The 15,310-nt window shown below is 42.1% G+C and carries 11 protein-coding genes; all 11 read left to right on the top strand.

The window, feature by feature from the left end; genetic code table 11:
* The first annotated feature begins 18 nt into the window (after positions 1 to 18).
* The 11 genes from HWV58_RS02515 (at position 19) to HWV58_RS02465 (ending at position 15,053) form a co-directional block, all read left to right on the top strand.
* Positions 19 to 1,575: a RagB/SusD family nutrient uptake outer membrane protein gene (locus HWV58_RS02515; RefSeq protein WP_175632549.1), complete on the top strand. Its 1,557-nt coding sequence runs from the start codon at positions 19 to 21 to the stop codon at positions 1,573 to 1,575.
* Positions 1,576 to 1,954: 379 nt separating this feature from the next.
* On the top strand, positions 1,955 to 5,092 hold the full coding sequence (locus HWV58_RS02510; RefSeq protein ID WP_175632548.1) for a SusC/RagA family TonB-linked outer membrane protein: 3,138 nt from the start codon (positions 1,955 to 1,957) through the stop codon (positions 5,090 to 5,092).
* Between the two features lie 11 nt (positions 5,093 to 5,103).
* A complete protein-coding gene (locus HWV58_RS02505) occupies positions 5,104 to 6,984 on the top strand; it encodes a RagB/SusD family nutrient uptake outer membrane protein (RefSeq protein WP_175632547.1) in 1,881 nt (626 codons plus the stop codon).
* 199 nt (positions 6,985 to 7,183) lie between these two features.
* Positions 7,184 to 8,206, top strand: a complete 1,023-nt coding sequence (locus tag HWV58_RS02500; protein ID WP_175632546.1) for a LacI family DNA-binding transcriptional regulator — start codon at positions 7,184 to 7,186, stop codon at positions 8,204 to 8,206.
* 273 nt (positions 8,207 to 8,479) lie between these two features.
* Complete coding sequence (locus tag HWV58_RS02495; protein ID WP_235972628.1) at positions 8,480 to 9,340, top strand: polysaccharide lyase; 861 nt, start codon at positions 8,480 to 8,482, stop codon at positions 9,338 to 9,340.
* Positions 9,341 to 9,595: 255 nt separating this feature from the next.
* Positions 9,596 to 10,093, top strand: a complete 498-nt coding sequence (locus HWV58_RS02490; protein ID WP_039475589.1) for a cupin domain-containing protein — start codon at positions 9,596 to 9,598, stop codon at positions 10,091 to 10,093.
* Between the two features lie 129 nt (positions 10,094 to 10,222).
* Entirely contained in the window at positions 10,223 to 10,954 is a 732-nt protein-coding gene (locus HWV58_RS02485; RefSeq protein WP_175632544.1) for an acyl-CoA desaturase, read from the top strand.
* A 385-nt stretch (positions 10,955 to 11,339) separates the two neighbouring features.
* Positions 11,340 to 11,669: a DUF1475 family protein gene (locus HWV58_RS02480; RefSeq protein WP_175632543.1), complete on the top strand. Its 330-nt coding sequence runs from the start codon at positions 11,340 to 11,342 to the stop codon at positions 11,667 to 11,669.
* 62 nt (positions 11,670 to 11,731) lie between these two features.
* Positions 11,732 to 12,526: a DUF1295 domain-containing protein gene (locus tag HWV58_RS02475; protein ID WP_175632542.1), complete on the top strand. Its 795-nt coding sequence runs from the start codon at positions 11,732 to 11,734 to the stop codon at positions 12,524 to 12,526.
* 116 nt (positions 12,527 to 12,642) lie between these two features.
* Positions 12,643 to 13,686 (top strand): SAM-dependent methyltransferase, encoded by a 1,044-nt coding sequence (locus tag HWV58_RS02470; protein ID WP_175632541.1) that lies wholly within the window; start codon positions 12,643 to 12,645, stop codon positions 13,684 to 13,686.
* 122 nt (positions 13,687 to 13,808) lie between these two features.
* On the top strand, positions 13,809 to 15,053 hold the full coding sequence (locus HWV58_RS02465; RefSeq protein WP_175632540.1) for an NAD(P)/FAD-dependent oxidoreductase: 1,245 nt from the start codon (positions 13,809 to 13,811) through the stop codon (positions 15,051 to 15,053).
* Positions 15,054 to 15,310: the final 257 nt, after the last annotated feature.

The following is a 15,310-nucleotide window of genomic DNA, read 5'->3' as shown; positions in this document are numbered from 1 at the left end:
TAAAGAAAGGATATCAAAATGAAATTAAATATAAAAAACATCGCTGCCCTTTTGTTGCTGGGCGGAGCGTTGGTGGGTACTGTAGGGTGTAAGAAATTTTTGGATGAGACCGATCCAACCAATCTTGCGCCAAATAGCTTTTACAACCTGCCCGAACATGCAGAAGCTGGTATTGCTGCCGTTTATTCGGAACTTAGGTTTATTGGAGGTGGTGCCGGTATTTTCTCCAACAACTGGCAGATGCTGGATGCACCAACGGGAATACAATCGACCGAAACGGCACAGAATTCGGATTTAAACAACCTTTACTCGTTGATTTATGATGGTACAAACCTGCACATTAACCAGAACTGGAATGGTTTTTACAAAGTAATTGCACAGGCCAATCTGGTGCTGGATAAAGTTCCCGGCATTAACCCGATGGATAATGCGCAGAAAAAAAGGATTTTAGGCGAAGCAGCCTTTGTTAGGGCATGGGCTTATTTTTATCTGGTACGTTTGTGGGGCGATGTGCCACTGATCGTAAAACCGATAACAAGTCCTAACGACCCTAATTTTGCCCCTTCAAGAACACCGCAGGAGCAGGTGTATAAACAAATTGTTGATGATTTGATTTTGGCAGAAGCTGCAGGTTTACCTTTTATGGATGCCACCGGACGGGTATCTACTGCGGCCATTAAAACGGAGCTTGCAAAAGTATACCTCACCATGGCTGGCCAGCCGCTCAACAAGGGAACTGCTTATTACAAGCTGGCTGCCGATAAGGCTAAAGAAGTAATCGATTACTCGACTGCTAACCCAACCACTTTAGGCCTGTTTCCTACTTATGCTGCCTTACACGATGCTAAAAACGACAATAAACTCGAGCATTTATTTGGTGTTCAGTACAACGATGCTGCAGGTGCAGGCAATCCGCTGCAATCTTCGTATCTGCCTTTGCACCAGCCCCTGGTTTCTAAAATTGACGGGATTGGTACCTCTATCCCTACGGGCGATTTTTATACTTCGTATGAGGCTGGTGATTTGAGGGCGAGAAATAGGGAAGGTTATTTCTTTACCGATTATTATACCGATGGTTTTAAAATGCCATTGATTAACCGTGGCAAACCCTATATTTTTAAGCACTTCGATATTGTTGCCAATGGTACATTGGGTACAGAAGGTACTAGCCGTAGCGATTTGAATATTCCGCAGATTAGGTATGCTGAAACGCTGCTGATTTATGCCGAAGCACAAAACCGGGCCGATGGTACTGCTAATACTGCTGCGTATACGGCTTTAAATGCCATCAGAAAAAGAGCACAGCTGGGCGATCTTGCCGGGCTTAGCCAGGTACAGTTTGAAGAAGCCGTTTGGAGAGAACGCTGGCATGAACTGTGTTACGAAGGCATTCTTTGGTTTGATATGCTTCGCCTGCGCAAAGTTTACAACGAAAGCACCAATGGCTTTGACAACTTTGTCGGTCACGTTAATAAAAGCGTAAACCAGGCTTTGCAAACTAAGAACCTGCTTTTCCCAATACCTACTTCCGAAATCAGAAATAACCCGAACCTTACACAAAATACGGGCTATTAGCAAAATACTTTGGTTTGTTAGATGAGGGTGTCCCAAAATTTTTGGGCGCCCTTTTTTGTTGAAATGCAGTGGAGGCTGATAAGCCATTTGATCTTATGATTATCCTGCCCTTTTCGAAAAGATGAAATTAATTACATCGTTGGAAATTGAAATTAAGGCCTGTTTTCAGCTTATTCCGGTTTTCGCTTTTTATTTCAGCTCTTTCAGCCTTTTATATTAGTGATGAAATAAGTCTAACCAGATGATCTACACTAAATCGCTAAGTTTCGTGCCTGTATACAGGAACCAGTCGTTTTTTTACGGCTAAGCCGGCCATTTCAAAGCGGCCTGTTCTCCACCAATCTAATCGTCCCTAATATCAATTAACTAAAATAAACTTATGAGTAAAATTTACAACAAAAGCGCAGTGCTGCTGTATCTCAAGCGACTGTGTACAGCAAAAATTTTAGCCATTTCGCTCCTTTTGCTATGCGGAAGCTTTAGTGCATTTGCACAAACAACCATAACAGGGATTGTTAAAGATAATAAAGGCTTAACCTTACCGGGAGTTAGCGTGCGGATAAAAAATACGCAGGTAGGTACACTAACCGATGGAGCAGGTAAATACAGCATAAAAGCCCCCGAAGGAAATGTAACTCTGGTATTCACCTTTGTGGGTTTTACCTCGCAGGAAATTCCCCTTAATGGGCGTACCAGCATCAATATTACCCTCGAAGATGCCACACAAGGTCTTACCGATGTGGTGGTAATTGGTTATGGTACTGCACAGAAAAAGGATGTAACGGGTGCCGTTTCAAGCATCAAGGCCACCCAGCTCGAAAATGAAAACCCCAACAGTGTTACCGATATCCTCAGGGGTAATATACCTGGCTTAAGTGTTGGGTTTAACAACAGTGCAAAGGGCGGAGGCGATTTATTGGTACGTGGAAAAACCACCCTAACCGGTACCACAACCCCTTTAATTGTTTTGGATGGCGTTATTTTTATCGGTCAGTTATCCGATATCAATCCGAACGATATCGAATCAGTCGATGTACTTAAAGATGCCAGTTCGCTGGCAGTTTATGGTGCAAAAGCGGCTACAGGTGTTGTGGCCATTACCACCAAAAAAGGAAAAAGCAGTTCGCCAACCATTACGGTAAACACCAATTTTGGAATGGCTACGCTGGCAAAAGATCAGCCGGTTTACGATGGGCCTGGTTTTTTAAACTGGCGTGCAGATGTGCAACGCAGTGGCAGTGTAAACCCGGCCTATATTTACAACGACCCTAATAATTTGCCAGAGGGCGTAACCCTTACCCAGTGGTTAAACGGTCAAACCACTACCAACCCGACTGATTTGTGGCTAAGCCGCCTTGGTCTTCTGGCCAACGAGAAAGCCAATTATCTGGCCGGAAAAACCATTGACTGGTATGATATGCTTTTGGTTACCGGCCAACGCCAGGATCATACTTTAAGCCTGAGTGGCAGAAAGGATGAAATAAATTACTACATGTCGTTAGGTTACCTCAAAAATGAAAGCATTATTGCTGGCGGAGGTTTTAGCACCTTCCGTACCAGGCTTAATTTAGAGGGGAAAGCAGCTAAATTCTTAACCCTGGGCATGAACATGCAATTTGCCGACCGCGATGAAGGGGCTATTGAAGCGCAGTTTTCGCAACTGCCCGATTTATCTCCCTATGGCGATTTTTACAATGCAGATGGTTCTTTACGCAGGATCCCGACCGATGATAACGGATTGAACGCCCGGAACCCTTTTCTCGATCAGACTTACAATTCGAGGTTGCAGAAACAAAGTACCTTATTCGGAAGCCTTTATGCCAAAGTGCAATTGCCTTTGGGTATCAGCTATCAGGTTAATTTTAGCCCGGGTTTAGATCAGTACCGTACATTTAACCATCAGTCTTCTAAAAATCCAAATGTTACCATTCCGGGTGGCTCGGCACAACGTGCACAGGAAACCCGTTACAATTGGCAGCTCGATAACCTGATTAAGTGGAACAAAACCTTTGCAAAAGATCACAATGTAGACGTTACTTTACTGGTAAATGGCGAGAAATATTCGACCTGGTACACCATAGCCGGTAACGAGGGTTTTGCACCAACCGATGTGCTGGGTTTCCATAACCTGCAAAGCGGTAATAAACCAACTGTAAGCAGCGATGATAAAGTATACACCGGCGATGCTTTGCTGGCCAGGTTAAATTATTCGTATAAGGGCCGTTATGCTTTTACCGGATCGGTTCGCCGCGATGGTTACTCGGCTTTCGGTGCTTCGAAAAAACGCGCCAATTTCCCAGCTGCTGCCCTGGCCTGGACACTGAGTGAGGAGAGCTTTTTGAAAGAGGTAAAGTGGCTCGACTTTTTAAAACTCCGTTTATCATACGGTATTAATGGAAACCGCGAAATCAGGGATGCCAACAACGTAATTGATCCTTATGTTTCTATCCAAACGCTAAGTGGAGGTAAGTATCAATCGGTTAACAGCAGTGGTACACCTGTCGAGGTAAATACAGTGGTAAACAGCTCGCGCCTGGGTAATCCGAATCTGGAATGGGAGAAAACAAAATCACTGAACCTTGGCTTGGATTTCGGCTTCTTGAATAACCGCATTAACGGTTCGTTAGAACTTTACGATAAAAAAACTTCTGATCTGTTGATTGGCCAGTCGCTGTCATCTGTTTCGGGTTACGCCAATGTGATCGCCAATTTGGGTAGGGTAAACAACAGAGGGATCGAACTGAGTTTAAATAGCCGCAACATTACAGAGGGAAACATTACCTGGAATACTTCGGTAAATTTCTCGCTTAACCGCAATAAAATTGTGGCTTTGGCTACCCCGAACGATGATCCCGGAAACGGATGGTTTATTGGTAAAGATATAGACGTAATCTGGGAGTATAAAATTTTAGGTGTGTGGCAGGAGAACGAAGTAGCCGAAGCAAACAAATTTAATAAAGGCATTAAACCAGGCGATTTTAAACTGGAGGATGTGGATGGTAACTACGTGTACAACGATTTGGATAAACAGTTTATCGGCTACCGCAGTCCGCGTTTTAACTGGTCGATGCGCAACGATTTTAATATCTTCAAAAACTTCGATTTCTCATTCCAGCTCGTATCAAGCTGGGGGCAGCAAAGGAGTGACATTTACGCTAAGAACCAGCCGGGTAGTGTAGGTTTTGGCCGTTCGAGCTCGTACATCATCCCTTACTGGACACCATCTAATCCCATAAACGATTATGCACGCTTAAACTCTGGCCTAAGTGGGGTAACCTTTAACGCCTACCGCAAAAGTTCTTACATCAGGTTAAATACGGTTGCGCTTGCCTATAGCGTACCTAAAGATTTGCTGAGCAAATTTAAAGTGCAGAGCGCTAAAATTTATGCCAACGTAAGCAATGCCGGGGTGTATGCACCAAACTGGAACCAGTGGGACCCGCAAACGGCTGACAATAACGGAAATCCTGTTCCAACACCAAGAGTTTACACCTTCGGATTGAATGTTACCTTTTAAAAATGAAGCACATGAATAGCATATATAAAAAAATAATTCCATTTGTAGCTTTCGCGATGCTGCTAACTGCAAATGGTTGTAAAAAATCAGATTTGGATTCCGAATTACTGTCGCAGCTCGAACCGCAAACCGCTTTAACCAGTGTCGCCGCCATGAAAGCCGCGCTTGCAGGTATTGGAGCTAATGTAAGAAGAGAGTTTACAGGCGATATGGCACCTATTGTTACCGAATCTATATTTTCGGAGGTAGCGGTAGATGGTACAACCGATAAAACCACTCAGGCACAGGACATGGATACCCGGGTAACTCCCGATGCCAATCTGGATAATCCGGATTTTAACCGGATAGGATTTTACTGGACCGAAGGTTTCAGGGGAGTACGCATGGCCAATACCGTTATTACCTATATCGATAACGTAACTTTTAAAGATGAGGCCGAGAGGAATGCCATTTTAGGAGCGGCCTATTTTTACCGTGCTTATTATTACTACCGTTTGGTACACCAGTTTGGCGATGTGCCTTTGAATTTAAAAGATATTACCACACCCAAATTAGATTATTATTCAACAAAGCGCGAGGTGATCTTGAAAAAGATGCAGGAGGATTTATTATTCGCCGAGAAATGGGTGAAAGACAATGTAGACCGTGGCGAGGTAACCAAAGGTGCCTGCAGCCATTTACTTACCAAGGTTAATTTGGCACTGGGCGATTTTGATGCGGCCATTACCTCAGCAAACAACGTAATTAATGGCGGTACTTACAGTTTAATGCGCAACCGTTTTGGCAGCACCGCCGGCGATGCGAGCAAAAATGTAGTGTGGGATTTGCACCGGATGGACAATAAAGCCATTGCAGCAAACCGTGAGGCCCTTTTCTTAACCATCGATCGTGAAACACTGGCCGGCGCTACCGATTTAGGCTCGCAGGTAATGCGTAACTGTGTACCGGCATGGCATTTCGCAAACTTAAGAACCCCATCCGGTAGTACGCAGGCTATTGTTGATGGCATCAATGTAGAAATTCCTTTAACCTTAATGTACGGCAGGGGGATTGGTCGTTACCGTGGTACGGCCTACAGTACCAAAAATATCTGGACAGATAATACCGACTACCGCCATGCCCCTGGTATGTGGATGAACATGACAGATCTGGTATATAACAACCCAGCCATTAAAACCGCAAGCAACGTTGCCGAAAGAGCATTGTATGGCAAGCCTCTGGTTGATGTAACGCCTGCTAACGTAAATAATATGTTTTTAAATAAAGGTTTAGATACCATTCGCCATTTCTTTGGCTGGCCACATTATAAAACCTTTATCAACTCTACCAATGCGCTGGCGGCTGATAAATACTGGTCGCCGCCGAGAGGAACCAATACCGATTGGTACATCTTCCGCCTGGCCGAAACCTATTTGCTGCGTGCCGAAGCCTATTACTGGAAAGGAAATTTAGCCCTGGCCATGACCGATTTAAACCAGGTACGCTCAAGGGCCAATGCAGCATTGCTTACCGATGCCTCGGCCATTACGATCGGCACCATACTGGATGAAAGGGCCCGCGAGCTTTTTTACGAAGAGCCCCGCAAAACCGAACTTACCCGTATTGCCTATATTTTTGCCACTACCGGTAAGCCGGCCTATAACGGCAAAACCTACAACATGGCATCTTTTTCTGATAATAATTTCTTTTACGACAGGATTATCGAAAAGAATGATTTTTACCGCAACAAAGTACCAACTGTATTGGGCGTAAACTTTAAAATGTCGCCTTACCATGTGCTTTGGCCGGTTCCGGCAGCGGCACAGCGTTTCAATACCGAAGGGCGGATTAATCAGAACAAAGGATATAGCGGCTACGAAAACAATGTGCCTGCCCTTGATAAAATCCAATAAACAGCTTCTGGCTTAGCAATTTAAGTACGGGGAATTTTAAAACCCCGTGCCCATTGAAAGAATAAAATGTCCCCGTATAAAAAGTTGTTGATTTAATGATGTGCCAGGGTGGTAGCTCACTGCTCTGGCCATTTTTCACTTTAAAATACCCATCATTTCCCCCTCAACAAAATACAGGGTTAGTAAACATCCGCCACCTATGGAAAATAAACCGGTTACCTTAAAACTGATTGCAAAAGAATTAAAATTGTCTATATCAACCGTTTCAAAATCTTTAAAAGATTATCCGCGGATTAAGGAAAGCACCAAGCAAAGGGTAAAAGAACTGGCTGAAAGGTTAAATTTTACGCCTGATGTTTCGGCTTTAAGGTTAAGGGACCGCAAATCGCGGATTATCGGGATTATTTTGCCTAACCTTTCCGATCATTTTTTTACGCGGAGTATTTACGGAATGGAACAGCTGGCTACCACACATGGCTATAACATTATCATCAGCCAATCGCACGATAATTACGAAATGGAAGTAATGGCAGCTGCAGCGTTGTTAGGCTCGCGGGTAGATGGATTAATTGTGGCCATTTCGAAACAGACATCAGATTTTACGCACCTCGATCAGTTCGAGAAAATTGGCATTCCGGTGGTTTATTACACCCGTAACCCCAGCTTTAACCTCAATTGCCACAAAGTGCTGAGCAACACCCATCAGGGCTGCTACATGGCTACCGAATACCTCATTAACCGGGGGCATCAAAAAGTAGCTTATCTGGGTGGCCCCAAAATGGTTAATTTTAGTCACGATCGCTTTTCGGGCTACATCAATGCCCTTAAAGACAATAACATTTCGTTTAATGCAGCACATGTAGCCTATACCGATTTTGATGAGGAAAACAATTTACTCGCCATTAAAAAACTGTTTAGCGATCATGATAACAGTCCTACAGCCCTGGTGGCCTTTAAAGAGAAGCTGCTTTTCGATACGCTCAGGTTTTTAAAATCAGTTGCTCACCCGGCTTATCAATCGCTCGAATGTATTGGCTTTGGTAACGATCCGATTATTGCCTACCTCAGTTCATCACCAATTGCATCTATTGAAGAAAACCCAGAGTTGCTGGGCGAGCAGGCGGTAAGTTTGGTGGTTAAACTCATTAGTGGTGAGGTTGGGACCAATGCCTACAAAAAGGTAATTGTAAACTGTAACCTCAAGGTGCACGAAACAAGCTAAGGTGCTGTTAAATAATTAGTTGCTTAAGTTTAACGGTTTAAGTGTAATAATTTCAATCGTTGTAACAATAAATCAATTGCATTTTTGTGATTTTACTGCGGGCATCGTCTGTTTGGATTTACTTTTATGGTTAAGTTAGTGTAACAGATAATTACTAACCAAAAACAGAAACCAGTTTCCTCCCAATCCATAACAAGCTATCCAGGATAGCGGGTTATGATCTAAAAAACTAACCAAATTTAAATCTTAACTAAAACTAACATGAGTCAAAAAATGAATTCAAAACATTTTATTACCTGTCTGTTGCTTATATTTTCGGCAACATTTGGGTGTAAAAAAAATGCAGCCACATCTAACGAAGAAAATAAGGCACCAGCCGATGCGGCTCCGAAATCAGGTGCAGTAACCGAAGCTTATCCCAGTAACATCAATACCAGTTTTACCCATGCCGATGGGGCTTATTCTTACAGTGAAGCAAGTGCTGATTTTGGAAGTGCAAATTTAACCGGCTGGAATGAAGACAGGGCCTATATTTCGGGTAATTGGGCACGTGCAACGCTGGCACCAAATTCGGTTTCTAACGGATTAATTGCCGGGGCCGATATTTCTGATGGTTCGGCTTACGAAGCCACTTTTAAAGTCCGTTTTCACAGTCAGTTCGATTGGAGTAGGGGCGGTAAAGTAGGTTTCGGCTTTCTGATTGGCGAAGGCAATACCGGCTGCGACATTGCTACCGATGGTAACGGCGGAAGTTTACGTTTAATGTGGTACAATACTGGTAGCCGCGTGTTTTTTCAGCCTTATGTGTATCACAGAGATATGGCCGGCCCTTGCGGCGATACTTTTGGCAAGTCTTATCCGGCTACAGGCAGTTTGGTTAAAGGCGAAACCTATACCGTTCATTTGTATGCAAAAAGTAATACCGGATCAACTAAAAACGGTTGGGTACAGGTAATTATTAACGGTACCACGGTACTCGATCAATCTATCCGCTGGACCACCAACGATGCACAACGATTGATTAACAGGCTTTCTTTCCACAATTTCAGGGGAGGTAAAGATGTGGCGGTGTGGGGCTCGAGCCAAACCAGTTACATCTATTTCGACGATCTGGTAGTGAATAAAATCCAATAATACAGCTCAATATTTACACCTCAAAGCCTCATGGAATTTTCAGCATATTCCATGAGGCTTTTGCTTTATGAGCAGGTTCTGTCCGGTATTTTTAGTCCAGTTGATTGTATGATTTTTGTGGTTTCTAAAAAATAAAAAGCGCAATTGGCCTTTTTTAATTTATTAGGCTTATTTTTGCGCCAATTATAAAAACCGCATTGGCAGTTAGCCATGTGGCTGGACCTCGACAATCATTAGAAAACAAATATTTTACCGATGACAAACGATAAAAAGGAAATATTCGAAAGTGTAGCACAACGTTTAAAAATTGAAGGTTTTAATGTAGTAAACCGCGATGAAACCCGTCCTTGGGGTGGTTTCTTTGTAATAGACGAAGCGCAGGCACAACAATTTGCCGATACTTATTTTGATGGATTAAATGTAGAAGACCTCAAAATTGGTGGTAAATTAAGTCCGAAAATTTTAATTGTTGCACCAAATACACGCCTTTCTTGGCAATACCACCACCGCAGAGCAGAAATCTGGCAAGTGGTAACCGGTACTGTGGGCATTAAAACCAGCCAGACCGACGAAGAAGGTGAAGTAAAACAATACGGACCAAAAGACCAGATTAAATTACAACAAGGCGAACGTCACCGTTTAATCGGTTTAGAAGATTGGGGTGTTGTTGCAGAAATCTGGCAACATACCGATGCTGCAAACCCATCAGATGAAAGCGATATTGTTCGCGTTCAGGACGATTTCGGCAGATAAAATTTGCTAAGCCGTATCAATCAGGTAATGGTTGATGCGGCTTATTTATTCGTGCATTACCAGCTGTCTATCTTGTTGCTCCAAAACTAAACGCCCTCAAACTTCGTTTATAAAGTATACACACCTTACATGATTATCCTTATATTTTTTCTTTGCCACTGGTTTTTATCACTGTTTAGCCAAACCTTTTTCCTGCACCGTTATTCATCGCATAAGATGTTTAAAATGGAGCTTTTTTGGGAACGGTTTTTCTATTTGGTGTTATTAATCTCGCAAGGTTCATCATTTTTAAATCCACGGGCTTATGCCATTCTTCACCGGATGCACCACGCTTATAGCGATACGGAGAAAGATCCGCACTCGCCTCATTTTTTTAAGGATGTTTTCGGGATGATGATTGCCACAAAGAACATGTATATGAATTACCTGCATTTTAAAATACAGCCAGAACCTGCTTTTCAGGGTAATTATCCCGAATGGCCACTGGTTGACCGCATTGGCGATTCGTGGTTTTGGAGAATAGGTTGTGGTTTATTTTATATTGGTTTTTATGTGGCTTTTGCTAACCACTGGTGGATGTTCCTGTTATTGCCAATCCATTTCTTGATGGGGCCACTACACGGTGCTATTGTAAACTGGTGCGGGCATAAATACGGTTACTCAAACCACGATAACGAAGATCACAGTAAAAACTCCTTGCCATGGGATTTCCTTTTAATGGGCGAGCTTTTTCAGAACAATCACCATAAGAAACCCAATAGCCCGAACTTTGCTACCAAATGGTGGGAATTCGATCCAACTTACCCCGTTATGAAGGTGTTGCACTGGATGCGGATTATTAAGATTAGGAAAATACAGTAAGGCTAAAAGATCAAAGCGGAAAGCAGATTTTCTTATAAGTAGATCGTCATTTCTACATGGATCGTCATTTCGACCGTAGCGGAGAAATCTGTCCGTGCTAAACTTAAATGCCCTTAAATGTCTAAGGTAGTAGAAAAAAGACCGAGGTCGGGGGTCGGAAAGTCAGAAGACAGGGGGTAAATATTTCCTTAAGTGCCCTTACATGTCTAAGATGGAAAGGTAAAAGACCAAAGCTTAAAGACCAAAGCTGAAGACAGATTTTCCCTATAAGTAGATCGTTATTTCGACTGTAGCGGAGAAATCTGTCCAGGTTAAAGCTTAAGATCAAATCTTTATTATGGGCATTACCGTATATTGTTGTAAGGTAAAACCAAACCCGCAATTTATGATCAACTTCCTCAGAATAGTCTTTTCCATTCTATTGGCCTTCATGTGCTATAAAGTTATAACCACTTCACTCGAGAGTAATCTTTTTGAGCAGTGGGATTTTTTAGGTAGTATCCCCTGGATGCGCGCCACCCTATGGGATTTTTATGCCAATATTTTCATTATCACCTTGTGGATGTTTTACAAGGAAAAAAGCATTATTCTTAAAATCTCTATTGCCATTTTGTTCGTATGTTTAGGTAGCATAGCAACTTTGGCTTATGTTTTGGTTTATTTATTTAAACTAAAACCGGGCGAAGGTGTTAAAGAATTGTTGGTTAATAGTTAATAGATGATGGTCTGACTGCTTATTAGCCATTAACCATCTACTAAAAAACTATCAACTTTTAAATGGATTACGAAAATCTACTTTTAATTGCCCTCTATTCGTTAATTGCCTGCTGTGGCATTATGGCTTTGGTTTGGTTATGGGCAAAAAAGATCAGAAATGCAGGTGTAGTTGATGTGTTTTGGGCATTGAATTTCCCTGTAATTACCTTTATCACTTTCTTTTTATCAGAAGGCTTCGAGCCGCGTAAAATTTTAATCTGCAGCATGTTCCTTTTGGCCGAGCTGCGGCTTGGGGTTCACCTTTGGCAGCGCGTTATTGGTCATATAAATGAAGAAGAAGGGCGGTACCAGCAACTGCGTAAAGAGTGGGGCAACAAAGCCGACAGGAATTTTTTTGTGTTTTTTCAGTTTCAGGCTATATCCAACGTTATTTTGGCCATACCATTCTTTATTGTCACTGCAAATCCTTCACAATCCATTTCTATTTTAGAATACCTGGGCGCAGGGATATGGGCAATTGCTTTTTTTGGAGAAATGATTGCCGATAGGCAACTGGCCGAATTTAAAAAAGATCCCAAAAATAAGGGAAAGGTATGCGATACCGGCTTATGGTATTACAGCCGCCATCCCAATTATTTTTTCGAATGGGTAACCTGGCTCGCTTATTTTACTTTTGCGCTGGCATCGCCCTGGGGCATATTGGCAATTATTAGTCCGGCCATTATTTTATATTTATTAACCCGGGTTACAGGTGTGCCAAATAACGAAGAACAAAACCTGCGCAGCAAACCGGTAGCTTATAAAAAGTATCAGGAAACAACGAGTGCCTTTTTCCCATGGAAAAAGAAGAGGTGAGATGGAAAAGGTAAACTGGATGATAGACCGCTCGGTTTGCAAATCCATCATCCGGTTTACATCGTACATCTACCATTTTCCATATTACATCAACCATCTTACATTATTCCATTTATATGTGGTACGATAAACTTTTAGAAAACGACAAACTCCCGGATGCAGCCTTGCGTATCGGTATCAGAAAATTATGCAAACAACGCCTGGATGATGAAACCCTGGGTGATGAAGAATTACAGCAGGAAAAATTTATGGATCTAGTTGCTGAATTGAAGCAATCGCCAATTGCTGTAAATACCGCTGATGCCAATGAGCAGCATTATGAATTGCCTACTGAGTTTTTTCAGTATTGTTTGGGTAAAAACCTAAAATACAGCAGCGGTTACTGGAAGCCCGGGGTGAAAGATATCGATACTTCAGAAGATGATATGCTGGCTTTAACCTGTAAAAGAGCGGGTTTGCAGGATGGTCAGAATGTGCTGGAGCTTGGCTGCGGCTGGGGCTCGCTTTCGCTTTATATGGCAGCAAAGTTTCCTAAAAGCACTTTTACGGTGGTTTCTAATTCTGCTACACAAAAGGTTTTTATCGATAAAACGGCGAAAGAACGAGGTATTGATAACCTGACTGTTTTAACTGCCGATATGAATACCTTTACCATTGCCGATACCTTCGACCGCGTGGTTTCTGTAGAGATGTTTGAGCACATGCGTAACTACAAATTTTTGCTCAACAAAGTGGCTTCTTTTTTAAAACCCGATGGAAAACTCTTTGTACACATATTCACCCATAAAACACTGGCTTACAAATTTGAAGTAATTGATGAAACCGACTGGATGAGTAAATACTTTTTTACCGGTGGCATTATGCCGGCTAACCACCTGTTTTTTTATTTCAACGACGATTTAAAGATTGATAAACATTGGGTGGTAAACGGAACCAATTACGGTAAAACATCCGAAGCCTGGTTAAGCAATATGGATAAGCATAAAAAAGAAATTATGCCCATCTTCGAAGATACCTACGGTAAAGACCAGGCTGTAAAGTGGTGGGTGTACTGGCGCTTGTTTTACATGTCGTGCGCCGAACTTTTTAATTACAATAAAGGAAACGAATGGATGGTGTGCCATTATTTGTTCGAAAAAACTAAATTATGTAAGATGTAAAATGTGAGATGGATAATGGAGGCAATAATACATCATCATCATCCATTTCCCATCATCCATCTTACTTCGTCCATCATACATCTTGCATCATCCATGTTCCATCTCCCATATTTTATCTCCTCATGAAAACACTCGCCATTATTGGCTCCGGAATAGCAGGAATGGGTTGCGCCCATAAACTGCAGCATCAATACGATATTACCCTATTTGAGGAACTGGATTATATTGGTGGCCATACCAATACCATTACACTCGAAGAAGATGGTCAGCCCATTTATCTCGACAGCGGCTTTATGGTTTTTAATTACCAAACCTATCCCAACCTTACCGAGCTATTCGGCGAAATTGACGCACCCGTTATCAAAACAGATATGTCTTTCAGCGTTCAGTTTCTGCCAAAAAAGTTAGAATACAGTGGTTCAAGTTTAAATCACCTGTTTGCACAGCGCAAAAACCTGTTCAATATTCCTTATTTAAAGATGTTGATGCAGATTAACCGTTTCAACAAAGAAAGTATAGAAATTCTGGATAAACCCGAATATCAGGATTATTCGATCGGAAAATTCTTTAAAGAATTTGGTTATAGCGACGAGATGCTCTGGCAGTACCTTATTCCCATGAGTGCAGCCGTTTGGAGCGCCCCAATGGAACAGATTTTGGATTTTCCGGCGGTAACGCTGATCCGTTTCTTTAAAAATCATGGTTTTTTAGGTTTAAATACCCAGCACCAGTGGTACACCCTGCAAAATGGGAGTCAGGCTTACCGAGAAAAACTCATTGCCCCTTTCCGCGACCGGATTAAAACCAACACCAAAGTTGTTGCGGTAAAACGGCTGCAAAATGGAAGGGTTGAAGTCGAAACAGCAGGAGGCGAAAAACTGGAATACGATAAGGTGATTATGGCCAGCCATGCCGATCAGACTTTCGAAATCGTACAGGATAAAACCAATTTGGAAACAACGTTACTTTCTAAATTCAAATACCAGCTAAATAAAGCTGTTGTGCATACCGATGAAACACAAATGCCCAAAGCTAAACTGGCCTGGAGCAGCTGGAATTACCGGGTAGAAAAACAGGGCGATAAATTATTGCCAAGTACCATTTACTGGATGAACAATTTGCAGGGCGTTTCTAAAAAGAAGCATTACTTTGTTTCCATTAATCCAACCGAAACGTTAAACCCGGAAAAGGTGATCAAAGAGATCGATTATCACCATCCGCTGTTTGATGTACCGGCGATGCAAGCACAAGAATCGTTGCACAAACTAAATGAAAGCGGACCAATATATTACTGCGGGAGTTACTTTAAATATGGGTTCCACGAAGATGCTTACAAGAGTGCAGTGGATTTGTGTTTAAAACTGTAAATAAATGTCTGTCATTTTGAGGGTTAATTTATTGTATAAAAATCAATATTAGTGATTCGTCATTGCGAGAAGGCTTTTTCAGCCAACGAAGCAATCTTACAACTATCGTTAGTTAGCGAGCGCATTAAGATTGTTTCGTACCTCGCAATGACGATAATTCTATGCGTTTCTGTCATTGATAGCGAAGAATCTTTAAGCGGTAAAAAGAGTATTTGATCTAAAAAGATCATACAACAATTATCGTGAGCATTAATATA

The organism is Pedobacter ghigonis, from assembly GCF_903166585.1.
Classification (GTDB): domain Bacteria; phylum Bacteroidota; class Bacteroidia; order Sphingobacteriales; family Sphingobacteriaceae; genus Pedobacter; species Pedobacter ghigonis.
The sequence above is the reverse complement of the archived record's forward strand: the minus strand, read 5'-3'. Positions and strand labels throughout refer to the sequence as shown.